Annotated in this window: 20 protein-coding genes and 6 pseudogenes; 14 read left to right on the forward strand and 12 right to left on the reverse strand. The window is 71.0% G+C overall.

Annotated elements, in window-relative coordinates; genetic code table 11:
• Positions 1 to 22 precede the first annotated feature (22 nt).
• The 4 genes and pseudogenes from OG972_RS23690 to OG972_RS23705 all read left to right on the forward strand — a co-directional run.
• Positions 23 to 502 (forward strand): annotated as a pseudogene (locus OG972_RS23690) (beta-ketoacyl synthase N-terminal-like domain-containing protein); the annotation flags it as partial.
• A pseudogene (locus OG972_RS23695) lies at positions 486 to 755 on the forward strand (long-chain fatty acid--CoA ligase); the annotation flags it as partial. The pseudogenes OG972_RS23690 and OG972_RS23695, both read left to right, overlap by 17 nt.
• A 159-nt stretch (positions 756 to 914) precedes the next feature.
• The gene (locus OG972_RS23700) at positions 915 to 1727 is read left to right on the forward strand and encodes a M23 family metallopeptidase (RefSeq protein WP_266984565.1); all 813 of its coding nucleotides are present in this window, start codon (positions 915 to 917) and stop codon (positions 1725 to 1727) included.
• A gap of 320 nt (positions 1728 to 2047) precedes the next feature.
• Positions 2048 to 2809 (forward strand): class I SAM-dependent methyltransferase, encoded by a 762-nt coding sequence (locus OG972_RS23705; RefSeq protein ID WP_266984566.1) that lies wholly within the window; start codon positions 2048 to 2050, stop codon positions 2807 to 2809.
• A gap of 11 nt (positions 2810 to 2820) precedes the next feature.
• Here the strand turns inward: OG972_RS23705 and OG972_RS23710 are convergent, their stop codons facing one another.
• Together OG972_RS23710 and OG972_RS23715 are read right to left on the reverse strand one after the other, a co-directional pair.
• Positions 2821 to 3258, reverse strand: a complete 438-nt coding sequence (locus tag OG972_RS23710) for a VOC family protein (protein ID WP_266984567.1) — start codon at positions 3256 to 3258, stop codon at positions 2821 to 2823.
• A 74-nt stretch (positions 3259 to 3332) separates the two neighbouring features.
• A complete protein-coding gene (locus OG972_RS23715; RefSeq protein ID WP_266984568.1) occupies positions 3333 to 4049 on the reverse strand; it encodes a PH domain-containing protein in 717 nt (238 codons plus the stop codon).
• A 211-nt stretch (positions 4050 to 4260) separates the two neighbouring features.
• On the opposite strand from OG972_RS23715, the gene OG972_RS23720 reads away from it, so the two are divergent.
• The 6 genes from OG972_RS23720 to OG972_RS23745 all read left to right on the forward strand — a co-directional run bounded on the left by OG972_RS23720 (position 4261) and on the right by OG972_RS23745 (position 12407).
• Positions 4261 to 5208, forward strand: coding sequence for an LLM class F420-dependent oxidoreductase (locus OG972_RS23720; RefSeq protein ID WP_266984569.1), 948 nt, complete (start codon positions 4261 to 4263; stop codon positions 5206 to 5208).
• Positions 5209 to 5219: 11 nt separating this feature from the next.
• A complete protein-coding gene (locus tag OG972_RS23725) occupies positions 5220 to 6005 on the forward strand; it encodes an SDR family NAD(P)-dependent oxidoreductase (protein WP_266984570.1) in 786 nt (261 codons plus the stop codon).
• A gap of 113 nt (positions 6006 to 6118) precedes the next feature.
• The gene (locus OG972_RS23730; protein ID WP_266984572.1) at positions 6119 to 7240 is read left to right on the forward strand and encodes an LLM class flavin-dependent oxidoreductase; all 1122 of its coding nucleotides are present in this window, start codon (positions 6119 to 6121) and stop codon (positions 7238 to 7240) included.
• A gap of 157 nt (positions 7241 to 7397) precedes the next feature.
• On the forward strand, positions 7398 to 9137 hold the full coding sequence (locus tag OG972_RS23735) for an amidohydrolase family protein (RefSeq protein ID WP_266984573.1): 1740 nt from the start codon (positions 7398 to 7400) through the stop codon (positions 9135 to 9137).
• The gene (locus tag OG972_RS23740; RefSeq protein WP_266984575.1) at positions 9134 to 10594 is read left to right on the forward strand and encodes an aldehyde dehydrogenase family protein; all 1461 of its coding nucleotides are present in this window, start codon (positions 9134 to 9136) and stop codon (positions 10592 to 10594) included. Before OG972_RS23735 ends, OG972_RS23740 begins: the two co-directional genes overlap by 4 nt.
• A 247-nt stretch (positions 10595 to 10841) precedes the next feature.
• Entirely contained in the window at positions 10842 to 12407 is a 1566-nt protein-coding gene (locus OG972_RS23745) for an APC family permease (RefSeq protein ID WP_266984577.1), read from the forward strand.
• A 4-nt stretch (positions 12408 to 12411) separates the two neighbouring features.
• Here OG972_RS23745 and OG972_RS23750 read toward each other — a convergent pair whose 3' ends face one another.
• The 4 genes and pseudogenes from OG972_RS23750 to OG972_RS23765 all read right to left on the reverse strand — a co-directional run.
• Entirely contained in the window at positions 12412 to 12906 is a 495-nt protein-coding gene (locus tag OG972_RS23750; RefSeq protein ID WP_266984579.1) for a hypothetical protein, read from the reverse strand.
• Complete coding sequence (locus OG972_RS23755) at positions 12903 to 13409, reverse strand: RNA polymerase sigma factor (protein WP_266984581.1); 507 nt, start codon at positions 13407 to 13409, stop codon at positions 12903 to 12905. The genes OG972_RS23750 and OG972_RS23755 overlap by 4 nt, the downstream gene beginning before the upstream one ends.
• Positions 13399 to 13920 carry a DUF3995 domain-containing protein gene (locus OG972_RS23760; RefSeq protein WP_266984582.1) on the reverse strand — a complete coding sequence of 174 codons (522 nt, stop codon included), beginning with the start codon at positions 13918 to 13920 and terminating at the stop codon, positions 13399 to 13401. Before OG972_RS23760 ends, OG972_RS23755 begins: the two co-directional genes overlap by 11 nt.
• 96 nt (positions 13921 to 14016) lie before the next feature.
• Positions 14017 to 14261 (reverse strand): annotated as a pseudogene (locus OG972_RS23765) (SIP domain-containing protein); the annotation flags it as partial.
• 60 nt (positions 14262 to 14321) lie between these two features.
• Here OG972_RS23765 and OG972_RS23770 point away from each other — a divergent pair.
• Complete coding sequence (locus OG972_RS23770; RefSeq protein ID WP_266984583.1) at positions 14322 to 16412, forward strand: penicillin acylase family protein; 2091 nt, start codon at positions 14322 to 14324, stop codon at positions 16410 to 16412.
• Entirely contained in the window at positions 16409 to 16978 is a 570-nt protein-coding gene (locus OG972_RS23775; RefSeq protein ID WP_266984584.1) for a GNAT family N-acetyltransferase, read from the forward strand. The genes OG972_RS23770 and OG972_RS23775 overlap by 4 nt, the downstream gene beginning before the upstream one ends.
• Here OG972_RS23775 and OG972_RS23780 read toward each other — a convergent pair.
• The gene (locus OG972_RS23780) at positions 16975 to 18420 is read right to left on the reverse strand and encodes a CehA/McbA family metallohydrolase (RefSeq protein WP_266984585.1); all 1446 of its coding nucleotides are present in this window, start codon (positions 18418 to 18420) and stop codon (positions 16975 to 16977) included. The two genes, OG972_RS23775 and OG972_RS23780, sit on opposite strands and share 4 nt — an antisense overlap.
• A gap of 99 nt (positions 18421 to 18519) precedes the next feature.
• Between OG972_RS23780 and OG972_RS23785 the strand changes: the two genes are divergently transcribed.
• The gene (locus OG972_RS23785; RefSeq protein WP_266984587.1) at positions 18520 to 19365 is read left to right on the forward strand and encodes an LLM class F420-dependent oxidoreductase; all 846 of its coding nucleotides are present in this window, start codon (positions 18520 to 18522) and stop codon (positions 19363 to 19365) included.
• Positions 19366 to 19586: 221 nt separating this feature from the next.
• On the opposite strand, the gene OG972_RS23790 is transcribed toward OG972_RS23785, so the two are convergent.
• The 3 genes and pseudogenes from OG972_RS23790 to OG972_RS23800 form a co-directional block, all read right to left on the reverse strand.
• The gene (locus OG972_RS23790; RefSeq protein WP_266984589.1) at positions 19587 to 20033 is read right to left on the reverse strand and encodes an SRPBCC domain-containing protein; all 447 of its coding nucleotides are present in this window, start codon (positions 20031 to 20033) and stop codon (positions 19587 to 19589) included.
• 166 nt (positions 20034 to 20199) lie between these two features.
• A pseudogene (locus tag OG972_RS23795) lies at positions 20200 to 21444 on the reverse strand (phosphodiester glycosidase family protein); the annotation flags it as partial.
• A 166-nt stretch (positions 21445 to 21610) separates the two neighbouring features.
• A pseudogene (locus OG972_RS23800) lies at positions 21611 to 22006 on the reverse strand (helix-turn-helix domain-containing protein); the annotation flags it as partial.
• Positions 22007 to 22607: 601 nt separating this feature from the next.
• On the opposite strand from OG972_RS23800, the gene OG972_RS23805 reads away from it, so the two are divergent.
• Positions 22608 to 23462, forward strand: a complete 855-nt coding sequence (locus OG972_RS23805) for an NmrA family NAD(P)-binding protein (RefSeq protein ID WP_266984591.1) — start codon at positions 22608 to 22610, stop codon at positions 23460 to 23462.
• Between the two features lie 6 nt (positions 23463 to 23468).
• Here the strand turns inward: OG972_RS23805 and OG972_RS23810 are convergent.
• Both OG972_RS23810 and OG972_RS23815 read right to left on the reverse strand, forming a co-directional pair.
• Positions 23469 to 23933: pseudogene (locus OG972_RS23810) on the reverse strand (hypothetical protein); the annotation flags it as partial.
• A gap of 43 nt (positions 23934 to 23976) precedes the next feature.
• Positions 23977 to 24372 carry a DUF6281 family protein gene (locus OG972_RS23815; protein ID WP_266984593.1) on the reverse strand — a complete coding sequence of 132 codons (396 nt, stop codon included), beginning with the start codon at positions 24370 to 24372 and terminating at the stop codon, positions 23977 to 23979.
• Position 24373 lies beyond the last annotated feature (1 nt).

Consider the following 24373-nt stretch of genomic DNA (forward strand, 5'->3'; position numbering starts at 1 on the left):
GTCAGGAGCTGGTCGAGATGAGTTGGTCGAGTTGATCCCCCTCGCTCTCCCGCAGCCGCGCCGGGTCGCGGTCATCGGTGGCAGCCGCATCCCGTTCGCGCGCTCCGACGGACCGTACGCACAGGCCTCCAACCAGGACATGCTCACCGCCGCGCTGAACGGACTCGTCGAGCGGTTCGGGCTGCAGGGGCAGCAGGTCGGCGAGTTCGTCGCGGGCGCCGTGCTCAAGCACAGCCGGGACTTCGATCTGGCCCGTGAGACCGTCCTCGGCTCGGCGCTCGACCCGCGCACCCCCGCGTACGACATCCAGCAGGCCTGCGGCACCGGTCTCCAGGCCGTCATCGCCGCCGCCGGCAAGATCACGCTCGGTGCGGTCGACTCCGCGATCGCGGGTGGCACCGACACCACGAGCGACGCGCCACTCGGCGTCAACGACCACCTGCGCAGGCTGCTGCTGGCGGCCCGACGGGCGAAGTCGACCGGCGGACGGGCTCGCGCACTGGCGGCAGATGCGCAAGAAGCAGGGGGTGCCGATCAGTGAACTGGTGGCGGACGAGGAGCTTCACGCCGGGCTTCAGCGGGCGGTCGACGAGGCCAACCGTCTGGTCTCACGCGCCGAGTCGATCCGTAAGTTCGCCGTGCTGCCGGTGGATTTCACGGAGGAGCGCGGGCATCTGACGCCGTCGCTGAAGCTGAAGCGGGACGCCATCGCACGGGACTTCGCGGCGGAGATCGAGGCGCTGTACCGGAAGTAGGCCACCACTGACGCCCGTTCGCGACTTTGGGCCCCACACATACGTCCTCCGGGCCCAGTGGGTCTATGGGGGAGGCTGAATCTCCGGCACTCTTGAGCCCGTTCAACCCGGATTGATGCCCCGCACCGCACTCCACGCCCGGATTGACTCGGAGGACGTATGCGCTCCTTACGTATCGCCCTGCTGGCCCTCGTGGCTCTGCTCGCAGGACTGCTCACCGCGACTCCCGCCGCAGCGGCGCCGAACTTCAAGGCACCGTTCCCCTGCGGCCAGACCTGGACCTACAGCCACCATTCGGCGGAGGTCAGATCGGCGCTCGACTTCGTCCGTACGGACGGCGGGGCGACCGCCGGGACCCCGGTCCTCGCCTCGTCCGGCGGGACCGCACACCGCTACTCCCAGCCCAGCGGCGCGGGCAACTACATCGTGATCGACCACGGCGGCGGCTGGCAGACCTACTACTTCCACCTCTCCTCGTACTCCGTCGCCGACGGCGCCTCGGTCTCCCAGGGCCGGCAGATCGGTGTGACGGGCACGACCGGCAACAGCTCCGGCGCCCACATCCACTACGAGCAGCTGTACAACGGTGTCGGCCAGACCATCGCGATCAACGGCCAGTCGCTGGCCCCGTACCCCGGCTCGTACTACAGCAAGTACCTGACCAGCGACAACGGTTGTGGCGGTGGGAAGTACTGGGTGGACACGTTCGCCAACGCGACGGGCTACGCCGCGGCCAACACCGTTGACGCACAGGGCGTACTGAACGCGGGCACGAACTACGTCTACTGCAAGGTGTGGGGTGCCCAGGTCGGCTCGGGCAGCGCCTACAACCACTGGTGGCTGAAGACCGACCTGGACACGGTCTACGCGGGCAAGAACGGTCGCGGCGCGTACGTCTCCGCGTACTACCTCTCGCGCTGGGGCAACGACGAGGCGCGCGACAACAATGGCACGGTCATTCCGAACTGCTGACGCCGGTCCGGTGGGTGGTCCCGCCCGTTCCCCGGGAGGGGGCGGGCAGGACCATCGGGGCAAGGGTGTGCGCGGGGCGGGACAGCACACGGAGTCCGCGCGCAATTCCGCGCAGAAACGTGCGCGAGCGGCATCGGGAATACCGCCTCGACGGCGTCCGGCGGGGGTGTGGGCAACGCTGTGGCCATGGCCGCAGGGGAGATGGTGCGGCAGCCCCGCGCAGCCTCTCGGGCGGCCGTCCGCGACTCCGCGCAATCGCCTCTGAGCTGGGCTTTTACGTCGCGCAGCCCTACCGTTTCCCCATCGTGAAAGGGGATCCGATGGACCGGAACATACGCACGGTCGACGACGTGCTGAAGCTGCTGGACGGCCTGTTCGCGCCGGAGGCCGATCGCTGGACGGCGGACGGGGCCGGCTGGTGGGACGGTTTCTACACCGACCGCTCGAAGCCCGTGCCGTTCTTCGTGGCGAAGCCGGACGAGAACCTGGTCTCGTGCCTCGACCGATCCCTGATCACGCCGGGCCGCGCGCTCGACCTCGGGTGCGGCCCGGGGCGTAACGCCCTTCATCTCGCTTCCCTGGGCTTCCAGGTGGACGCCGTCGACCTCTCCCCGGCAGCCATCTCCTGGGCAGAGGAGCGCGCCCGCGAAGCCGGTGCCGACATCCGGTTCCGCTGCGGTGACGCCTTCGCCCTCAGCGAGGCCGAGTTGGGCGGCCCGTACGACCTGATCCACGACTCCGGCTGCTTCCATCACCTGCCGCCGCACCGCCGTGTCAGCTACCTCGCCCTGCTCGACCGCGCCCTCGCCCCGGGCGGCCATCTCGCCCTTACCTGCTTCGCAGCCGGAGGGATGGGCTCCGAGCTCCCCGACGCGGAGTTCTACCGCCAGTCCGGCCTCCACGGCGGGCTCGCCTACACGCCGGATTCCCTGCGCCGGATCTTCTCCGGTCTGACGGAGGTCGAACTGCGCCGCATGCGCGACGAACCGCCCGAGTCCCGGTACTTCGGTGAACCGTTCCTGTGGACGGCCCTGTTCCGCCGCGATGTGCAGACGTCGCCCGGTGGATCACGCACGGAGTGACGGAGCGGGAGTCAGAGCACGCAGAACTCGTTGCCTTCCGGGTCGGCCATCTCCACGTGATCGGGCCTGCCGTCCATGTCGTGCTCGCGCACCACCGTCGCACCCGCCGAGGTCAGGCGCTCGACCGCCTCGACGACGCGCGGCCACCGCTCCTCCCACGGCGTGTCCCGGCCGCCGCCGGCCTGTACGTCCAGGTGAACCCGGTTCTTCGCCATCTTCGGCTCCGGCACCTTGAGGAAGGACAGCGTCGGCCCCACGCCGTCCGGGTCGCACAGGTATGCGCCGTCGTCCCACTCCTCCTCCGGGACGCCGTGGTGGGCGAACCACTCCTCCCAGCTGCCGAAACCGGCGGGCGGCGGCTTCGGCACGTAGCCGAGGGCGAGGGCCCAGAACTTCGCGAGCCTGGTCGGCTGCGCGCAGTCGAGCGTCACGGTCCACCTGGTCGACACGGCTTCTCCTCGGTCCGGGGCGGGCGGCGCGGACGACCGTACCGCGCGCCGCCGACATTCGTGCGGTCCCGGACCTACCAGTCCGCTTCGTTCTCGGGTACCTGGGATTCCCACTGCCAGTGGAGCACCGCTGCCATGAGGGCGAAGACTGCGAGCGGCACCCACAGCAGGAGCAGCTGCGTGCTCCACCGGATGTCCGTGAACCGCAGCACGGCCCAGAGTGCGAACATGCCGCACCACACGACCAGGGCCGTGAGCAGGGATCTGTCCCGGGCCTTGGCGAGGCCCACGCGCCGGCGGATTGCTTGCGTCATCTCCGGGCGCGTGTGCCACGTCAGGCCCGCGTACCGGGTGCCGGCCGCGCGGATCGCCGCGACCTGGGCGCCCACGTCCTCCATCTGCCAGTTGTCGACGTGCGGGAGAGTGATGGCCCGGCCGTTCACGGTGCGCACATAGGCGTACCTGTCGATGGCGACTTGCGGGCGGCCGGCCAGATTCTTGACGGCCACGCTGTAGACGGAACTCCAGGCCAGCCGACGTGTGAACACGGCCGTGCGCACGGTGATGCCGTCAGGGCCCACGAGAGTGTGTCCGCGGTGCGTGTGGAGCGCCCACCGCGCGGCGAGGAGAAGGATCACCGGAAGGACGATGTGCCAGGGCTGGACAGCCATATGCACGGGGTGGGTGGCCTGCAGGGCAAGGAACGCGAACGGGAGAAGCAGTCGCGGGTAGAACGCGTTCGGAGGGTTCCTCCGTCTGCGGTATTCGAGCACCTGTCCGACACCCCTCATCGGCCCCACCAGGGCGTGATCAATCGTCCGAGAGTAGTGCCGGTTTCAACAGTCGTCCACGGGAGTCCGGCGGCCGGCGGGGGCGGCGGATCCGATGTTCCCCTCTCCCTCTTGTCTGATGCATCGTCAGGTACGACGATGGCACCCGCCCCGAAAAATGACGCAGCGTCAGATCCGGTCGGGGCGGACACGGAGGAAGGGAGGTGACCCGGTGCCGATACTGCCCGCCGGGCCGCTGTCCTACGGGATGCAGCTCCCGGTCCAGTCGCAGAGCGCCATCTACGCGGAAGCGTGGGAGGCCTCGGCCGGGCCCGGTGATCTCGCCGAGATCGCCCGCACCGCCGACCGCACGGGCTTCGCCTATCTGGCGAGCTGTGACCACATCGCGATTCCCCGGCGGCTCGCCGATGCCATGAGCACCGTCTGGTACGACCCGGTGGCCACCCTCGCCTTTCTCGCCGGGATCACCGAGCGCGTCCTGCTGATGAGCCATGTCGCCGTCGTCGGGCTGCGCCATCCGCTCGCCACGGCCAAGCAGTACGCCACGCTCGACCATCTGTCCGGCGGCCGGCTGATCCTCGGGGTCGGGGCCGGGCACGTGCGGGAGGAGTTCGAGGCGCTCGGGGCGGACTTCGACGGGCGCGGGGCCGTGCTCGACGAGACCATCGACGCGCTGAAGGCGGCGCTCGGGCCGGAGGAGTACCCGGAGTTCGCCGGGGAACGGTTCTCGTTCAGCGGACTCGGGCAGCGGCCCCGGCCCGCGCAGAAGCGGGTTCCGGTCTGGGTGGGCGGTTCCTCGCCCGCCGCCGTGCGCCGGGCCGCGCTGCGGGGTGACGGGTGGCTGCCGCAGGGGGATCCCAGGGACCGGCTGCCGCAGCAGATCGCCAGGGTGCGGGCGCTGCGCGAGGGGGCCGGTATCGAGGAGCCGCTGGTCGTCGGAGCCATTACCGAGCCGCTGTACGTGGGGGAGCCGGCCTGGACCGTGGGGCGGCGCACGCTCAGCGGGAAGCCGGAGGCCGTCGCCGAGTCGCTGCGCGCGTACGGGGCGATGGGGGTGCACCAGATCCAGGTGCGGTTCCGCAGTCGGAGCCGCGGTGAACTGACCGATCAGATGGCGGCGTTCGCCGCCGATGTCGCTCCATACCTCGACCAGCAGTAAGGAGTACCGGCATGGGCAAGCTGGATGGGCGTGTCGTCCTCATCAGCGGCGCCGCACGCGGGCAGGGCGAGCAGGAGGCGCGGCTCTTCGTCGCGGAGGGTGCGCAGGTGGTGATCGCCGATGTGCTCGACGACCAGGGAGAGGCGCTGGCGAAGGAGCTGGGGGAGGGGGTCGCCCGGTTCGTGCATCTCGATGTGAGCCGGGAGGAGGAGTGGCAGGGCGCGGTCGCCGCCGCCAAGGACGCCTTCGGGAAGATCGACGGCCTGGTCAACAACGCGGGGATCCTCCGGTTCAACGAGCTGGTGACCACCCCTCTGGAGGAGTTCCAGCAGGTGGTGCAGGTCAATCAGGTGGGTGCCTTCCTGGGGATCAAGAACGTGGCGCCGGAGATCGAGGCCGCGGGCGGCGGGACGATCGTCAACACCTCCTCGTACACCGGGCTCACCGGCATGGCGTTCGTCGGCGCCTACGCCGCGACGAAGCATGCCGTGCTCGGGCTGACCAGGGTCGCCGCGGTGGAGCTCGCGGGGAAGGGGATACGGGTCAACGCGGTGTGCCCGGGGGCCGTGGACACGGCGATGACGAACCCGGCCGCGCTCGATCCGGCCGCGGACCCGGAGGAGTCCCGGGCGGCGGTGGCGGAGCTCTACAGGAAGCTCGTGCCGCTGGGGCGGATCGGGCAGCCGGAGGAGGTCGCGGCACTGGCGCTCTTCCTGACCTCGGAGGACTCCTCGTACATCACCGGGCAGCCGTTCGTCATCGACGGCGGGTGGCTGGCCGGGGTCAGTCTGTTCTGAGGACAGAAGAGCTGACGATGCGTCAGGTATTGACGGGTCGGGCGGCCGGTGGAAAAGTCGGTCGCATCACAATCTGACGGTGTGTCAGAAATGATTGAGGACGGTGAACCTCCTTGGAATTCGGGCTGTTTGTACAGGGGTACGTGCCCGCCGCGCGCGCCGAGGCCGACCCCGAGGCAGAGCACAAGGCGCTGATCGAGGAGACCGAGTACGTCATCCAGGCGGACAGGTCCGGTTTCAAGTACGCCTGGGCCTCCGAGCACCACTTCCTGGAGGAGTACTCGCATCTCTCGGCCAACGACGTGTACCTGGGGTACCTCGCGCACGCCACGGAACGGATCCACCTCGGATCCGGCATCTTCAATCCCCTCGCCCCCGTCAACCACCCCGTGAAGGTGGCCGAGAAGGTCGCCATGCTCGACCATCTGTCGGAAGGCCGCTTCGAGTTCGGCTCCGGGCGCGGGGCCGGCAGCCACGAGATCCTCGGGTTCATGCCGGGCATCACCGACATGAACCACACCAAGGAACTCTGGGAAGAGACCATCGCCGAGTTCCCCAAGATGTGGCTCCAGGACGAGTACGTCGGCTTCCAGGGCAAGCACTGGTCGCTGCCGCCCCGCAAGATCCTTCCGAAGCCGTACGGGACGTCCCACCCGGCGATGTGGTACGCGGCGGGATCGCCGTCCTCGTACGCCATGGCGGGCCGGAAGGGCCTCGGCGTGCTGGGCTTCAGCGTGCAGAAAGTCTCCGACATGGAGTGGGTCGTCGAGTCGTACAAGACGGCCGTCAAGGACGCGGAGCCGGTCGGTGGCTTCGTCAACGACAACGTCATGGTGACGTCCACGGCCATCTGTGCCGAGACGCACGCCAAGGCGGTCGAGATCGCCGTCGGCGGCGGGCTGAACTACCTCCAGTCGCTGCTGTTCCGGTACCACGACACTTTCCCGCGGCCCGAGGGCATTCCGGAGTGGCCGGAGCTGCTGCCCGAGTACAGCGAGGAGATCATCGAGCTGCTGATCGCCGAGGAGCTGATGATCTGCGGGGATCCGGACGAGGTGCTGAGGCAGTGCAAGCGGTGGGAGCAGGCGGGGGCGGATCAGCTGAGCTTCGGGCTGCCGATCGGGATCAGTCCCGAGGACACGATGAACTCGATCCGGCTGATCGGTGAGCACGTGATTCCGAAGATCGATACGGATCCGGTGCACCGGACGACGCGGTTCCGCGAAGCGGCGTAGGCCAGGGCGCCTGCGGCGGGCCCGTGGGGGACAGCCCCGCAGGGCCATCCCCGCCCCCACACGAGCGGCGTCTTCCCGGACCGTCGCTCCGCGAGCCGGGGTGCGTACCGCGGTCGTACGTACCCCGGCTGCACACCCACGGCAGAAGGGACCCGTCATGCTCGACCACCTCATCCGCGGAGCGACCGTCGTGGACGGCACCGGCGCTCCCTCGTACACCGCCGACCTCGGCATCCGCGACGGCCGCATCGCCGTCATCACCGAGCCCGGCACCCTCACCGAGGAGGCCGTGACCTCGGAGGACGCCGCCGGACTCGTGCTCGCCCCCGGCTTCGTCGACCCTCACACCCACTACGACGCCCAGCTCTTCTGGGACCCGTACGCCACCCCCTCCATGAACCACGGCGTCACCACCGTCGCCGGCGGCAACTGCGGCTTCACCCTCGCCCCGCTCCACCCCGACCGGCCCGAGGACGCCGACTACACGCGCCGCATGATGTCCAAGGTCGAGGGCATGGCCCTCAAGGCGTTGGAGGAAGGCGTCGACTGGTCCTGGTCCAGCTTCCGCGAGTACCTCGACGCCCTCGAAGGGCGCATCGCAGTCAACGCCGGGTTCATGGTGGGTCACTGCGCCCTGCGACGGCACGTCATGGGCGCCGACGCGGTCGGCGGACAGCCCACCCCCGCCCAGCTCGACGCGATGCTGCGCCTCGTCCACGACGCCATGGACGCCGGGGCGTGGGGGCTCTCCACCACCCAGTCCGCCACCCACTCCGACGGCGACGGCAGGCCCGTCGCCTCCCGGTACGCCCTCCCCGAGGAACTCCTCGCGCTCTCCCGCGCCGTCGGCGAACACGAAGGCACCCAGCTCGAAGCGATCGTCGCGGGCTGCCTCGACCAGTTCTCCGACGACGAGGTCGACCTCCTCGTCGACATGACCGCGGCCGCCGGACGCCCCCTGAACTGGAACGTCCTCACCATCGACGCCGCCGTCCCCGAACGGGTCCCGCGCCAGCTCGTTCCGAGCGAACGGGCCCGCCGCGCGGGCGGCCGGATCGTCGCCCTCACCATGCCGATCCTCACCCCCATGAACATGTCGCTCGGCACCTTCTGCGCCCTCAACCTCATCCCCGGCTGGGGCGAGATCCTCTCCCTCCCCGTCCCCGAGCGGATCGAACGGCTCCGCGACGCCGGCACCCGCGCCGAGATGCTCCGCCGCGCGGACAGCAAGGAGGCAGGAGTCTTCCGCCGCCTCGCCGACTTCGGCCGGTACGTCATCGGCGACACGTACAGTGCGGCGAACGAGGGGCTCAGCGGGCGCGTCGTCCGCGACGTCGCTGCCGAGCGCGGCCAGGACCCCTTCCACTGCCTCGTCGAGATCTGCGCCGCCGACCAGCTCCGTACGGTGCTGTGGCCCATGCCCACCGACAACGACCCGGACTCCTGGGCGCTGCGGCAGCAGACCTGGGAACACGAGGACGTCATGCTCGGCGGCTCCGACGCGGGCGCCCATCTGGACCGGATGTGCGGAGCCCCGTACACCACCCGCTTCCTCGGCGACTGCCTGCGCGGCCGGAAACTCGTCTCCCTGCCCGCCGCCGTCAAAATGCTCACCGACGACCCCGCCCGGCTCTTCGGGCTGCGTGACCGCGGCCGGATCCAGGAGGGCTTCCACGCCGACCTCGTCCTCTTCGACCCCGAACGCATCGACGCCGGGCCCGCCACCCTCGTACACGATCTGCCCGGCGACAGCCCGCGCCTCGACTCCAAGGCCATCGGCATCGTGTCGGTCCGCGTCAACGGCGTCGAGACGCTGCGCGACGACAAGGTGACCGGTGCGGTCCCCGGCACGGTGCTCCGCTCCGGCCGCGACACCCGGACGGTGAGCACCCAGTGACCACACCCCAGCGGCTCTTCATCGGCGGCGAGTGGACCGAACCCGACGACGGTCACTACGAGGTGATCAACCCGGCCACGGAGGACGTCGTCGGTCTCGCACCCGAGGCGAGCCGCGCGCAGGTGTACGCGGCGGCCGCCGCGGCCCGCGAAGCCTTCCCCGCCTGGTCCCGCACCCGCCCCGAGGAGCGCGCGGCGATCCTCGACCGCGCCGCCGATCTGATGCAGCGCGACTTCGCCGCCAACGCCGCACTCGCGCGGGCGGAGAGCGGCGCGACGACGGGAACGGCCCGGTCCATGCAGGTCGCCGTCGGCGCCGCCCGCTTCCGGCGGTACGCGAGGGGCGCCCTGGAACCGGTGGAGGAGGCGATCCCCCCACAGATCAACGAGGCCGGACCGATGGGCAGGGCAGGCATCTTCGGCGCACTCGCCGTACGCCAGCCGGTCGGCGTCGTCACCTGCATCACCTCGTACAACAACCCCTGGGCCAATCCGGCCGGCAAGGTCGCCCCCGCGCTCGCCATGGGCAACACGGTCGTCGTGAAGCCCGCCCCGCAGGACCCCCTCTCCGTCTACCGGATGGCCGAGGCACTTGCGGAGGCGGGCGTGCCGGCGGGCGTCGTCAACGTCGTCACCGGTTCGGGCCCCGTGGCGGGCGAGGCGGCCGTCGACTCCCCGGACGTCGACATGGTCAGCTTCACCGGCTCCACGGCCGTCGGACAGCGCATCGCCGAGGTGTGCGGGCGCGGGATGAAGCGGCAGTTGATGGAGCTGGGCGGCAAGGGCGCCGCGCTCGTCCTCGACGACGCCGACCTGGACGCGGCGGTGGCGGGCATCGGCACGACGTTCTCCTTCTACAGCGGCCAGATCTGCACGGCTCCGACGCGCGTCCTCGTCCAGCGGGGCGTCCACGGCGCGCTGATCGAGAGGCTCACCGCGTACGCAGGTCATCTGCCGGTCGGCGACCCGGCGGCGAAGGGGACGGTCGTCGGACCGGTCATCTCCGCCGCCCACCGCGACCGCATCGAGTCGTACGTCGAACTGGGCAGGAAGGAGGGCGCCCGGGTCGTCGCGGGCGGCGAGAGACCGGCAGGACACGACCGCGGCTTCTATGTCGCACCGACACTCCTCGCCGACTGCACCAACGACATGCGGGTCGTCCGGGAGGAGATCTTCGGCCCGGTCGTCGTGGTCGTCCCCTTCGACGACGAGGAGGAGGGCATCGCACTCGCCAACGACAGCGACTACGGACTGATCGACTACGTCTGGTCCGGGGACGTGGCGCGGGCCTTCGGGGTGGCGCGGCGGCTGCGCGCGGGCGGGGTCGGGGTGAACACGATCGGCCGGAACATGGAGGCCCCGTTCGGCGGGTTCAAGAGGAGCGGGGTGGGGCGCGACGTGGGTTCGTACGCGCTGCATGCGTACAGCGAACTCCAGGCGATCGTCTGGCCGGGCTGAGCATCGGGGCGGGGCGGCTGTCCGGATAACGGACAACCGTGGGAAATTTTCGAATCAACATAAACCGGACAGTGCTGCGGTTCTCGCACGATGATCCGATCGAGCCTCGACCATTGATTGAGTGGCGATCTGCTGTATTCATGTTTAATTCATCTTCGCTTGGCGGTAATTGACCACTCAATCCAAGGTTGAGACGCCGGAGTCTCGCACTCCGGATGTGGATATCGCAGCGCATACCGTCCTTTTCATGAGTCAGCTGGACGTGCGGCCGCAGGCCGGAGACACGGGACGGGGCACCGCCCCGGCCGACGGCGGTGTTCGCGGCAAGGGCCTGGGCGGCAATTCCGTCGGCCTGATGGGCAGCGCCGTCATCGGCATCTCGACCGTCGCCCCCGTCTACTGCCTCACGTCCACCCTCGGCTCCACCGCGGGCGAGGTCGGCGTCCAGATGCCCGCCGTCTTCCTGGCCGGCTTCCTGCCCATGCTGCTGGTCGCCTTTGCCTACCGCGAACTCAACAAGGTCATGCCGGACTGCGGCACCTCCTTCACCTGGACGGTGAAGGCATTCGGCCCGCGCGTCGGCTGGATGTGCGGCTGGGGCCTGGTCATCGCCACGATCATCGTCCTGTCGAACCTGGCGGGCGTGGCGACCTCGTACTTCTGGCTGCTCGCGGGCGAGATCACCGGCAGCGACTCGATCGCCACCCTGGACGACAACAAGCCCGTCCACATCCTCACCTGCCTCATCCTGATCGCGGTCGCCACGGCGATCAGCTATCGGGGGATGACAGCCACGAAGGGCATCCAGTACGCGCTGGTGGGGCTCCAACTCGTGGTCCTCGCCCTGTTCGTGACGATGGCGGTGCAGAAGGGGGCGAGCGGAGACTTCGCGTCGTCGGTCCACTTCTCGTGGTCGTGGCTGAACCCGTTCGCGGTGCAGTCCTTCGCCGCCTTCACCGCGGGCCTGTCGCTGTCGATCTTCATGTTCTGGGGCTGGGACACCTGCCTCACCGCCAACGAGGAGACGACCGGCAGCGAGAAGACCCCCGGCCGCGCCGCACTCATCGCGATGGTCGTCCTGGTCGGCTCCTACCTGGCGACCGGCGTCGCCGCCCAGATGGCCGTCGGCTCCGGCACCACCGGTCTCGGCCTGGCCAACCCGGACACCTCCGACAACGTCTTCGCCGCGCTGGCCGGTCCGATCATGGGTCCTGGCCTCGGCATCCTGCTGTTCGTCGCCGTCCTCGCCTCGGCCGCGGCGAGCCTCCAGACCACGTTCATCCCCGTGGCGCGCACGGTGCTGGCCATGTCCACGTACGAGGCCCTGCCCGCCTCGTACGCCCGGGTCCACCCGCGCTTCAAGACGCCCGGGAGGGCAACCGTCACGGCGGGCGTCGCGACCGGTGTCTTCTACACGGTCATGACCCTGGTCAGCGAGCACGTCCTGGTCGACACGATCTACGCGCTCGGCCTCATGATCTGCTTCTACTACGCGCTGACGGCGTTCGCCTGTGCCTGGTACTTCCGCGCCGAACTCACCCGCTCCGCCCGCGACCTGGTCTTCAAGGGTCTCTTCCCGGTCGTCGGCGGCATCCTGCTCACCGCCGTCTTCGGCAAGACCCTCTACGACATGTGGGACCCGGCGTACGGCTCCGGCTCGTCGGTCCTCGGGGTCGGCTCGGTGTTCGTGATCGGCGTGGGGCTGCTGCTGCTCGGCGTGGTGCTGATGGTGGCGATGCAGCGCAGGAGCCCCGCATTCTTCCGCGGCGAGGTGCTGACGAAGGAGACCCCGGCGCTCGTCGTCGAGGACTGAGCGGTCACCCCGCCACCCGCTCCTCCAGCCGTCCCAGCACCCGTCGCCCCGCCCGCCCCACGGCCACCGGCAGCAGAGCCGCGTGACCCGGGACGCGTACGCCGCCGGTGAACGCCACCAGGGTGTGATCCGGGGCGGTGGCGGACGGGGTGGCCGCCATGCCGATCAGGAGGAAGCGGCTCTGCAGCCATACCCAGCCGGGGCGGCGGATGCCGTCGAAACGGGCCCGCAGGCCGAGGCGGCCCACGGCCACGGCCTCGATGCGGTCACCGTCCGCACGGGTCAGGCGCAGGCCGCGCATGTCCGGGACCAGGCGGGCCAGTTCGCCGTCCAGGTCCGCGAGGAGCGGGGCGATCGTGTCGTACGGGGCGGCGATCTCGCGGGTGGTGACGCGGGCACCGCGGACACCCGCCGCGAGGGCGTGCAGGCGGCGGACCGGGTCGAGGCCGGCTGCGTCGGGCCGTGCGGCGGAGCCCGGGGCGGGGTGGTTGTCGGTCATGACGACCAAGCCTTCCTGAAGGAGTCCCGGGCCCGGTGCAGCCGTGACTTCACGGTGCCTACGCGCAGGCCGAGCAGTGCGGCGGCGGACTGTTCGTCGAAGCCCTCGATGTCGCGCAGGACCAGGACCGCGCGGTGTTCGGGGGAGAGCCGGGCGAGGGTGTCGTCGATGTCGGCGGCCAGCTGCGGGTCGCCGCGGCCGGGCAGCGAGGTGAGGTCGGCGGGGACGGCGCGGGCGGTGCGGCGGGCGACACGGACCGCTTCGCGGCAGGCGATCGCGCGCACCCAGCCGTACAGCGCGGCCGGTTCCTTCAGCGTCCGCAGACCGCGGAAGACGGCGACCAGGGTCTCCTGCACGGCGTCCGGTCCGTCGGCGAGCGCGATGGGCGTGCAGATGCGGCCCGCGTACGGGATGAGGAGGTCGAGGAGTTCGTTCATGGCGATCGTGTCGCCGCGCTGGGCGGCGCGCACCAGCAGCACCGCGCGGTCGTGGTCATCGGACACGGGCGGGAGCTTCCTCCGTCACGGTCTCGTTCTTCGTGGAGCCGTCCGTTGCCGCCAGGCGGAACGCGGCCAGGGACATGGCCAGGCACAGGGGCGTGTACAGGGCCAGGTTGAGCCAGTAGAACGTGTCTCCCGCCCCGTCGTCGAGACCCGCCCGTACGCCGAACGCCCAGGCGACGCCCGCCAGTCCGCGGACCGCCGTACCGCAGCCGACGGCCAGTGTCGTGGCCTGCAGGAGTCGGCCGAGGCGGTGGCGGCGGCCGAGCCGGGCGCGGGCCACGACCAGTGCGGATCCGGTCAGCAGCATGGTGGCCAGGGGGAGCAGGACCGGCGGGGTGAACGGCACGTCGGAGCCCAGTACCGCGTACGAGAGCGTCGTGACGTCCTGCGCGGGCCAGGTGGCACCGGTGGACCAGAAGAGGTGCAGCAGGGCGTCCGTGGTCAGGACCGTGGCGATGGCGATGGCGGCGGCGAGCGCGGTGGGGGTGGCGGTGGGGCGGGTCGGGCGCATGACGGCTCCTCTGCGAAGAACGGGTGACGGGATGCGTCACCCCACAGAGGAGCCGGACCGTGGATTCGTTCCCCGGTCAGAGCGATGCGTGGCGATTCATGGCGCGGGGGCCTGTGACAGCGGCCCGGCGTGACGGTCAGCCGCGCGCCAGTAGCCCGGCGCGTTCACGCGCTCCTTGGCGACGCCCAGTTCCTTGCGTACGTACGCGGCCAGGGGCCGGGTCGTCGCCGTGTCGCGGTCGATCCAGATGTACGCATCCGCGGGGTCGCCCAGCAGCGCGGGCAGCGCGGACCTCACCTCGTCGACCAGGGGGCGCCCGCGTCGCGGCGCGGAACCCGGTAATTTAGGTTAGGCTAACCTAAATTCTGGGGGCGGGGGAGTCGAGCAAGGGCGGGAACGGCATGCGCAACGAGGTCTACCGGGACGACTGGGGCATACCCCACCTGCGTGCGCCGGGAATCCGTCAACTCGCCCATGCCCAGGGCCGCAACGCCGCTCTGGACCGCGCCTGGCAGATCGAGGTCGAACGGCACCGGGTGCAGGGCACCACGGCCGCGTTCCTCGGTGCGGACGCCCTCGAATGGGACCGGTTCGCCCGCCGGGTGCGGCTGGACGACACCGCCCGACGCTGCTTCGAGCGTCTGGAGCGCGTCGCACCGCGGACCGCCGACTGGGTGCTGTCGTACGTCGACGGCGTCAACGCGGGACTGACGGAAGGGGCGGGCAGGGCACCCGAGTTCGCCGCTGCCGGGCTCGCCCCGGGATCCTGGCGGCCCTGGACCCCGCTCGGCGTCTGGCTCTCCACCCACATCCTGTTCGCGGGCTTCCCCACCAAGCTCTGGCGCGAGGAGGTCGCCCGCCGGCTGGGCGACGACGCCATCGAGCTCTTCGCCACCGACGGCCCCGGTACCTCCGGCAGCAACGGCTGGCTCGTCACCCCTGAGCGGACCGCCACCGGGGCACCGATCATCGCGGGCGACCCGCACCGGTTCATCGAGGACCCGGGCGTCTACCAGCAGATCCGTCTCGCCTGCCCCGAGTTCGACGTGCTGGGCCTCGCGGTCCCCGGCGTACCCGGTCTGGCCCACTTCGGCCACACCGGGCACGTCGCCTGGGCGATCACCAACGCCATGGCCGACTACCAGGACCTCTACCGGGAACGGCTGCGGCGCACACCGGCCGGTGACGTCGAGGCGCTCGGCCCCGACGGCTGGGAACCGGCCGCCGCCCACACCGAGACCATCGACGTGGCGGGCGCCGACGCGGTGACCGTCGAGGTCGTGGAGACCGGCCGCGGGCCCGTGATCATCGGCGGCCCGGACACCGGCGAGGAAGCCGTCAGCCTCCGCCACCCGCCCCGCGTCACCGGCGAACTCGGCTTCGACACCCTGCTCGCGATGCTCCGCTCCCGCACGGTCGCCGAGCTCGACACCGCGCTCGACCGCTGGGTGGAGCCGGTCAATGTGGTCCTGGCGGCGGACACGGCGGGCGCGACCCTGCACCGGGTCGCCGGACACGTACCCGTGCGCCCGCACGAGAACCGGCTGCGTACGGTGCCCGCCTGGGACGCCGCATACACCTGGCGGGACCGCCGCGCGCCGATGCCGCGCGCGGACGTCCGCGGCGCGGCGGTGATGGCCAACCAGCGGGGGATCGCCGCCCCGCTCGGCATCGAGTTCGCACCCCCGCACCGGGCCGACCGGATACGCGAACTGCTCGACGAATCGGCCCACTGGACCGCCAAGGACATGGCGAACCTCCACATGGACACCCATCTCGCTTCCGCCCGCCCCCTGTTGGGGATGCTGGAAGAGGTGGCGGTGCCCGGCCCGCAGGCCGTACGGCTGCGCGAACGGCTGCTGCGCTGGGACCGGCGGATGGACGCCGACAGCACGGACGCCACGCTGTACGCGGCGCTGCGCGCGGAGGTCGTGCACCGTCTGGCCGCCCACCCGGCGTTCGCTCCGCTGAACGGGTCGGCGCACTCGGATCCGTACCCGGATCTGTTCCGCCCCTGGCTCGCGACGGTGCCGAGGATCGCGTACGCGCTGGAGGGACTGCTGACAGGGACCGGCGGCGGACCGCTGACGCACGCGGAACGGCTGGCAGTGGTCGCGGGTGCCGTGGAGCGGATCGCGGGTGAGGACGTCCCCCGTCCCTGGGGCGAGGTGCACCGGCTCGCGCCCTGGCAGGCGCTGCCCGGTACGCACCCCGGAGAGAACTGGCCCGGGCTCGCGGGCGACCACGACTGCGTCCTGTCCACGTCCAGCGTCCCCGGCGTCACCGACCACAGCGCCCGCGGCCCGGCCGCCCGCTACGTATGGGACCTGGCGCGGCGCGAGGACAGCTTGTGGGTGGTCCCGCTCGGGGCGTCGGGGGTCCCGGGGGACGCCCACCACCGCGATCAACTCCCGCTGTGGGCACGGGGAGAACTCGTCCCCGTCGTCACGGACTGGAACCTGCTGCACCGAGAAGAGGAGAACCCGAGATGAGCGCCGAGACCAGCGCCGAGTCCCATGCGTACGAGCGAGAGGTCGACGGCTTCGGCTCCGTCCGCCTCGTCCCCGTCGACCCGGCAGGCGACCTCGACCTGCTCCACGCCTGGGTCACCGAGGAACGCGCCCGTTTCTGGGGCATGGGCGGATACAGCCGCGAACAGGTCCGGGAAACCTACGGGTTCCTGGACTCGCTCACCACCCACCACGCCTATCTGGTCCACCGCGACGGCGAACCCGTCGCCCTCTTCCAGACGTACGAACCGGACGCCGACCCGCTCGGCGAGTGCTACGACGTGCAGCCCGGTGACCACGGAATCCACCTGCTGGTCGGCCCCACCGGCACCGCCGAACCGGGCTTCACCGGTGCGCTGCTCTCCGTACTCATCGGCTACGTCTTCGGCGATCCCGCCCACCGGCGGATCGTCGTCGAGCCCGACGCCCGCAACGAGAAGGCGGTCGCCCGGGTGGTCCGGGCCGGCTTCGAGCTCGGCCCGGAGATCGATAAGCCGGAGAAGCGGGCCCGGCTCGCCTTTCTGAGCCGGGCCGCCGCACACCGCTAGAAGATGTCCAGGAACACCGGATTGGTGAGCGCCGCCAGTGCCCCCGGCAGCCCCGGCACCGTGGCCGGGTGACGGACCTCGGCGCGGACATAGGCGGCGTACATCGGGGTCGTACACCACTCCACCGTGCCCGAGCCCGACTCCGGCAGCGTGGAGGTGAACAGCGTGCCCTGGTCCGTGACGAAGTGGGCGGTGCAGCCGGGCACCCCGGTGACCTCCAGCCGTACGGTGACCGGACTGTCCGCGTCGGCCCGCAGCCGCTCACCGATCCCCGCGTGCCTGCCGCGCCCGCCCGATATGCCGAAGGAGAGGGTGACCGCGGACGACTCGGCGATGTACGAGTGTCCGGCCCGGATGCCCGCGAGGATCGCGTCGCGCGAGAGCTCCTCGGCGAGGACGACGGTCTGCGGCAGCCCCACCCTGTCCGGCTCGCGGTGTGCGTCGCTGTTGCCCATCGCCGGGATCCACGGCTTCGATACGCGGACGGCCGCCACGAGGGAGTTGTCCCACTCGGCGAGCGCGATCTCGTCCTCCGGGGTGTACGGCCCGTTCCACACCTCCACCGCGTCCGCCTCGTCGAAGCCGAACTTCCAGTGGCAGCCGATGCAGGTGGCGTGCGGATGGGCGGGGACGACCAGGCCGCCCGCCCGGCGGACGGCCTTCGCGTAGTGCCCGAAGCGGTTGTCGCGGGCCCGGTAGCGCCAGTCGACGAAGGTGCCGGGGTCGGTGGAGAGCGCGATCACATGACCGTTGCGCGTGGTGATCTCCTCGCCCGTCAGGATGAGCAGATCGTCGCCCCACAGCCCCTGCCAGGCGCTGTGCGCGGTGTGGGTGTTGTGTTCGCTGCTGTTGATGAAGTCGAGCCCGGCGGCGCGTGCGGCGGTGGCGATCTCGGCCGGGGTGCGCTTGCCGTCCGAGTGGACGGAGTGCAGATGGCAGTCTCCGCGGTACCAGGCGCGGCCGCGTCCCCTGGCGCGCTCGGGCGGGTACGCGGGCGCAGGAGTGGTGCCGGCCTCGCCGAAACGGAGGGCGATCGTCACCTCGTACGGGAGGCCCTCGGGCGCGACGGTGTACGGGCCCAGCACGATGTTCCAGGTCCCGGCCCGTACCGGACCCGCGACATAGCCGGGTGTCGCCTCGTCCGCCCGGATGAAGAAGCCGCCACGCGCCCCGCCGGACCAGCCCCGGAAGCCGCGCCCGCCCGGTTCGGTGCCGCGCTCGTCGAAGATGCCGATGTCGAGGGTGTTGCCCTGGGTGCCGGCCGGGACGGGAGTCTTCACGTACGTGTACGAGACGGCGATCTCCCGTACGCCGTGGGGCACGTCGACCGGCAGATAGACGAAGTCGGGCGACCCGGTCGGCAGGGTGCCGCGCACGGTCTTCGTCAGGTCGGCCCGGTCCGTAGCGCCGTCTTTGCCGGGGGCGGCGTTCGCGAAGCTCACAGTGGACAACGTTAGGGCGGAAACGGCGACGCGGGAGTCCTGGGCGTCCTGATCGGCACCGCATAGGTTGGGGTCAGACGACGACGGAGGTGTCCTCGAATGCGGATCGCCACAACGATCTTCCTCACCGATGAGACGATCACGCCGGTACGGCTCGCGCGCGAGCTCGAACAGCGGGGATTCGCCGGGCTCTATCTGCCGGAGCACACGCACATCCCGGTGAGCAGGGACACCCCGTATCCGGCGGGCGGCGACCTCCCGCCCGAGTACGGCCGCACGCTCGACCCGTTCGTCGCCCTCGGCCAGGCTGCCGCGGTGACGGAGCGGCTGGCGCTCGGCACCGGCATCACCCTGATCGCCCAGCACGACCCGATCGACCTGGCGAAGCAGATCGCCACGCTCGACCACCTCTCCGGCGGCATGTTCACGCTCGGCCTCGGTTTCGGCTGGAATGTCGAGGAGGCCGCGGACCACGGAGTGACCTGGCGGACCCGGCGGGAGCTGGGCCGCGACCGGATGGCGCTGATGCGCGCCCTGTGGGCGGACGAACCCACGGGTTACGAGGGGGAGTTCGGGTCCGTCCGGGCCAGTCACGCGTACCCGAAGCCGGTCCAGGAGGCGCGCGGCCCGGTGACCGGCCCGCGCACCCTGATCGGCGGAGCGGCAGGCCCGAAGCTGTTCGCTCATATCGCGGAGTATGCGGACGGCTGGCTCCCGATCGGTGGCCGGGGACTGACGGAATCGGTGCCCGTTCTGCGCGAGGCCTGGGAGTCGGCAGGCCGGGACCCGAAGCAGCTCCAGGTGGTGCCGTACGCGGTGCTGCCGAGCGCGGGGAAGCTGGCGCACTACGCGGACCTTGGCATCGAGGAGGTCGTCCTGCAGCTTCCCCCGGCCGGGGATGCGGAGGTCCTGCGCACCCTCGACGATTACGCACAGTATCTGTGACCGAGGCAGGGCCGGGACGGTACCGCCGGCGGGGACCGCTCGGGTGATGTCCGCTCCGTACCCCCGGGAGGACGGGCGCGCCACGTCTCCCGGGGGTCGGTGATCGGGAATGATCGACCATCCCGGCCGGGCGGGCCCGCGCCCCCTTCCGCGGGCCCGCCCCCGGTGCAACCGGCGGCAGGCGGGTGCCGCCGGACCCGGTCACAACGCCGGGGAGCGCGTCAGGAGGCGAGTGCCTCCGCATGCGCCTTGATGCGCTTGAGGTAGTCGGACTCGGGATAACTGCTCGCGGCGTGCGCGTACGCCGGATTGCCGTCGCTCCACTGGTCGACGGTCAGTTCGAGTTCCGTCGAGTCCCCGCGGGGTGTCAGCCGGTGGGCCATCCGGCAACTGGTCTCGGCGTGCTTCTCGTTGTGCGCCGCTCCCGGATGCTGGATGTAGGTGAACTCCCCGAGTGGATCGAACACTTCGATGTCGCCGTAGACCTGCACGATCCGCTCGCCTTCGGGGCCGTAGCCGACGAAGTCCACGCGGCTGCCGACCGCGAAGGACGACTCGATCAGGCAGCCGAAGAGCGTGGCCTTCGTTCCCTCGGACGTGGTCAGGGTGTCCCATACCTGCTGGGGACTCGCGGCGATCGTGACCTTGTAGCGAAGAGGCTCTGTCATGCGGGAAGGCTAGGACACGGCTGTGACAAGGCATGCGTGATTGCCCTCGCCAGGTGCCGGACAGCCCCCGGCATGAGCGTTGAGGTGGAGAGCATCTGTAAGGGGAGTCGTTGAGCCGTCGACGCCTTCGGCCGGTTGCTGTCCCACCTGCCACCGGCAGCCCTCCTCAAGGCAGCACCAGGATCGCGTCGCCGACCGGGCGCTCGCCCGCCGCGTCGGACGGGCGGTTGATCACCTTGCCGTCGACGACCATCGTGGTCGAGCCGCCGCCGTCCAGGTTGACGGCGCTCTCCATGCCGAGGGAGTCGGCCACCGCGGCGCTCTCCGCGATGGACAGACCGAGGCTGTCGACGGCGCGGCCGTCGACCGTGGCCAGCATGATCCGGCCGTGCCCGTCCACACCGGCGATCGTGCGCGGATTCCGCTTGGCCGCCCAGCCGTAGTAGAAGCTCGGGTCGCCGGGCCGGACCATGCCGTCGGCCTGCGGTGTCACATGGGGACGGCCGTCGCGGACGAGCTCCGGGCCGCCGTTGACAGCCATCTGCGGGCTGTGGGTCGGTCGGCCCTGCTCGTCGGTCAGGTGGCCGCTGACGGCGAGGCGGGCGCCCGGCTTGGCGATCGCGCGCAGGGCGGCGGCCTCGGTGCCGGTGCCCTGAACCGAGCGGGCGCCCGCCGGGAGCGCGCCACCGCGGGTTTCCCGGACCTCGGTCACCCGGCCCTGCCGGTCCAGGACGGCTTCCACGCCGGGGCCGGCCGGGGTGGAGGCGCCGTAGTCCGCGGTGAAGGCGACGAGCTCGTCGGGGTCGGTGCAGGTCGTGTCGTGGAGCGGGTGGCTGGTGGGCAGGTCGTCGTGGGTTCCGCCGCAGTTGCGGATGAGGCCGGGGACGCGGTTGATGCCGTCGAGGGCCAGCGTGGTGTGCCCGCCCCTGACCTCGCCGGTCCAGCTGTACCGGTTGACGCCTGCGTGCCGCGCGTCGGCGGTGAACGTGAACACCGGCCGGCTGTTGGTGGCCTCGCTCCGCAGCTGTCCGTTGTAGACGCCGAGGCCTGCGGGGTCGCCGGGCGCACCGGCGGCGGGGTCGAGCACGAAGAACCCTGCGTTGATCCCCGCAGTCGCGTTCCGGGTCCGGGCGAGCATGCTGGTGGTCTCGCGCCGCTCGATGTCCGGCCCGAAGTCGCCGACGAGGTCACCGCGGAACTTCTTGGGGTCGATGGTGAGCACCTGAACACGCCACGGACCGCGGTCGGTCGAGGATCCGTCCCACCCGGTGAAGACGGCGGAGGCGGTGAAACCCGCGGCCCGCACCCGTGCGAGGAGGGTGTTGGCGGCTGCCTTGTCGGCATTGAGCCCGATCCGCACCCGGAAGCCGAGCGTGCCGCCGGCGAAGTCGGCCACGGCAGGGGTCGTGACCGGTGCGGAGTCGCTCGGCGCTGGGGGCGTGAGGTTCCTGAAGCGGTGCGGTCGGGGGTGCGGGCAGCTGCGCCACGAGTGTGGGCGACGCGACCGGTTTGAGCGCCGCACACGTCTCGGGTGCGGGGGCAGGGCGCCTGGGGCGCGGCCTCGGTCGGGGCTGTGGCTTGGGTGTCGTGGGTGCGTGCGGGGTGGCGCCCGGCTGGTTGTACGAGCAGGTGCGGGTGATGACGCGGCCGTCGGGGAGGCGCTCCCGGGTGCGCCGGAGGTAGCCGTGGGCTTCCAGCTCGCGCAGGGCGGCGGCGATGCGGGCCTCGCTGTCCGGGAAGCGTTCGGCGAGGACCTTGATGCCGACCTTCGCTCCGGCGGGCAGCGACTGGATGTGCAGGCCGAGCCCGATCGCGAGGAGCGAGAGCTCCCGGTGCTGGGCGAGATGGTTGCCGACGACCGTGAAGCGGCTGGTGTGCCGGGAGTTGATGTGCACGACACCGGACGACGGCGCGGCGCTCCCGGGTACGCGGGACGGGGCGTGCGAGGGCACGCTAATCTGCTGGGTATCCATCGGGAAGGGTTCGCTTCCTCGGTGGTCAGGCCCTCGATCGGGATTGCAGTCCCGGCCGGGGGCCGACGCATGTCTGTGGTTGTCGCGGCGAGCATATGCCAGCCAACCGGTGTGAACTCCAGCTCAGTTGGCGAACCTCACCCGTGCGAGTGACGGGCCTCGGGTTGAGGCGGGGGGACGGGTTTGGTTGGGAAGTTCCTTCTTCCCCATGCCTTTAAAGCCTTTACGTCGGGAGCCGCCGCGTCGCGGTCGACCGGGTCGCGGCTGTCGCGATCCGGTGCGGGACCCGGTGTGCCAGGGGGATCGGGCCGCGCTCAGGTCGAGGTGTCGGACGCACTGGGTGCGCAGGGGCCGCAGCGGTGTGCGCCGACGAGTGGCGCGGAGTCGGGGTACGGCCTGCATCTGGTCGATGCGCCGGCCACGTCCTGGGGAGCCACCGACCGGGTCGTGGGCACGACGGTCCGGGCCGAGTTGTGTGCCGGTCGTCATTGAGACGGACACGAGACAGGGCCGACGCCCACCGCCCGGGGTTCTCCCGGTGGCAGGTCCGGCCACTGCTGGTAAGCATGGACCCATGTCTGTCGACGATCAGGGAGAAGCCATGTCCATCGCGGTACTCGGTGCGACCGGCGGCCAGGGCGGTGCGGTGGCCGCCGCCCTGCTGGAGGCGGGGCACGCCGTGCGCGCCGTGGTGCGCGATCCCCGCAGCGGGCGGGCCAGGGCGCTGGCGGTGGCCGGAGCGGAGGTCGTCCCCGGGGATCTGTTCGACGCGGACTCGCTCGCCGAGGCGTTCAGGGGCACGACGGCCGCGTTCGCCGTGACCACGCCGTTCCAGGACGGTCTGGACGCGGAGGTGGCCCAGGGCGCGGCGATCGTACGGGCCGCCGAGGCCGCCGCGCTGCCGCATCTGGTGATGGCCTCCGTCGCCAGTGCGGACCGCGGCACCGGCGTCCCGCACTTCGAGACCAAGGCCAGGACCGAGGAGCTGCTGGCCGGCTCCGGACTTCCGGCGACGGTGGTGGCACCGACCTACTTCTACGACAACGCGCTGGGCGCGCTGGACGAGGTCGCCGCCGGCATCCTCACCATGCCGCTCTCCGGCGACACCCCTCTCCAGCAGGTGGCGCGGCAGGATCTGGGCCGGGTCGTGACCGCGGTCGTGGCCGATCCGGACCGCTGGATCGGGCAGCGGATCGAAGTGGCGGGCGACGACCCCACGCCCGTCCGGATGGCCGAGGCGATCGGACGGGCTGCGGGCGGCGCGGTCGCGTTCCGGCAGACGGCACTGGAGGATCTGCGCACCGTCAACCCCGACATGTTCGCCATGTACAGCTTTCTGGAGGGCACCGGTTACCAGGTGGACCTGGAGGCGCTGCGTGCGCAGTTCCCCACTGTCCCCTGGACCTCGTACGCCGCATGGGCGGACACCCAGGACTGGCCGAAGCCCCGCGGGTGAGCCCCGCTACCGCGGTCGCATCAGCTCCAGGTCCTCGCCCCATGCGTCCAGCACCGCGCCGTGGCCGGCGTGCCGGGCCGCTGCCTCGATCCGGGCGAAGAGGCTCCGTTGATGGGACACGCCGCCGGTTGCCGAGATGCGGTCCACGGACTCCAGCAGCGGGCCGGTGTCCCAGCCGGGCAGCGGGTACCGGCTGAGTTCCCACTCCAGGTATTTGTTGTAGGGGCGGGGACTGCGGTCCGGGGCGAAGAGCAGTTCCGGCAGGAATCCGATGCTGTCGGCGGCGTCGAGGCGGGCGGCGAGCCCATGTCCGTCACGGTTGTTCTTGACCGAGCGGTAGAGAGAGTTGGCGTAGGCGTCGAGCCACTGAGCGGCGTCCCGGAACGCTTCAGCGGCGTCGAGCCGTGCCTTGGCGGCCAGGATCTCGGCGATGCCCCCGTCGAGCCTGTCGAGCACGACCCGGGCCCGCGACCCTGTCGCGGTCTGACGGGCCGTGCTCGTGTCACGCCCCGCATCATGAGCCGTCCATCAGTTTCTGTACTTCGGGCGGGAGGTCTGCGCCGGAGTAGGCGGCGAAGAACGAGGCCTCCGCGGGTGTGTCCCCGACTGCGATGGCCACCTCGGGCGAGATGCCATGCACCTCGTAGGCAGTCTGTGCAGTCCCCGTCTCATCGGTCTTGTCCTGGCCGCCGGTGTCGTCGCAGGGAGGTTGGGTGGCGACGCCGAGCTTCGCCCCGACGGTGAAGTCGACGTTCGCCACGTCTCGGTACGTTCGTTCCTGGTAGGTGAACCGGTTGACGCAGGAACCCGATGCCGCCCCGCCGCTGCTGCTGTCAGCTGTGCACGCGGCTGTTGAGATCACCATGCTCGCCGCCAGCAGCACGCCCGCGGATCGTCCGGTCCAGTTCATG

This window comes from Streptomyces sp. NBC_01669 (assembly GCF_026339735.1).
GTDB classification, from domain to species: domain Bacteria; phylum Actinomycetota; class Actinomycetes; order Streptomycetales; family Streptomycetaceae; genus Streptomyces; species Streptomyces yanii.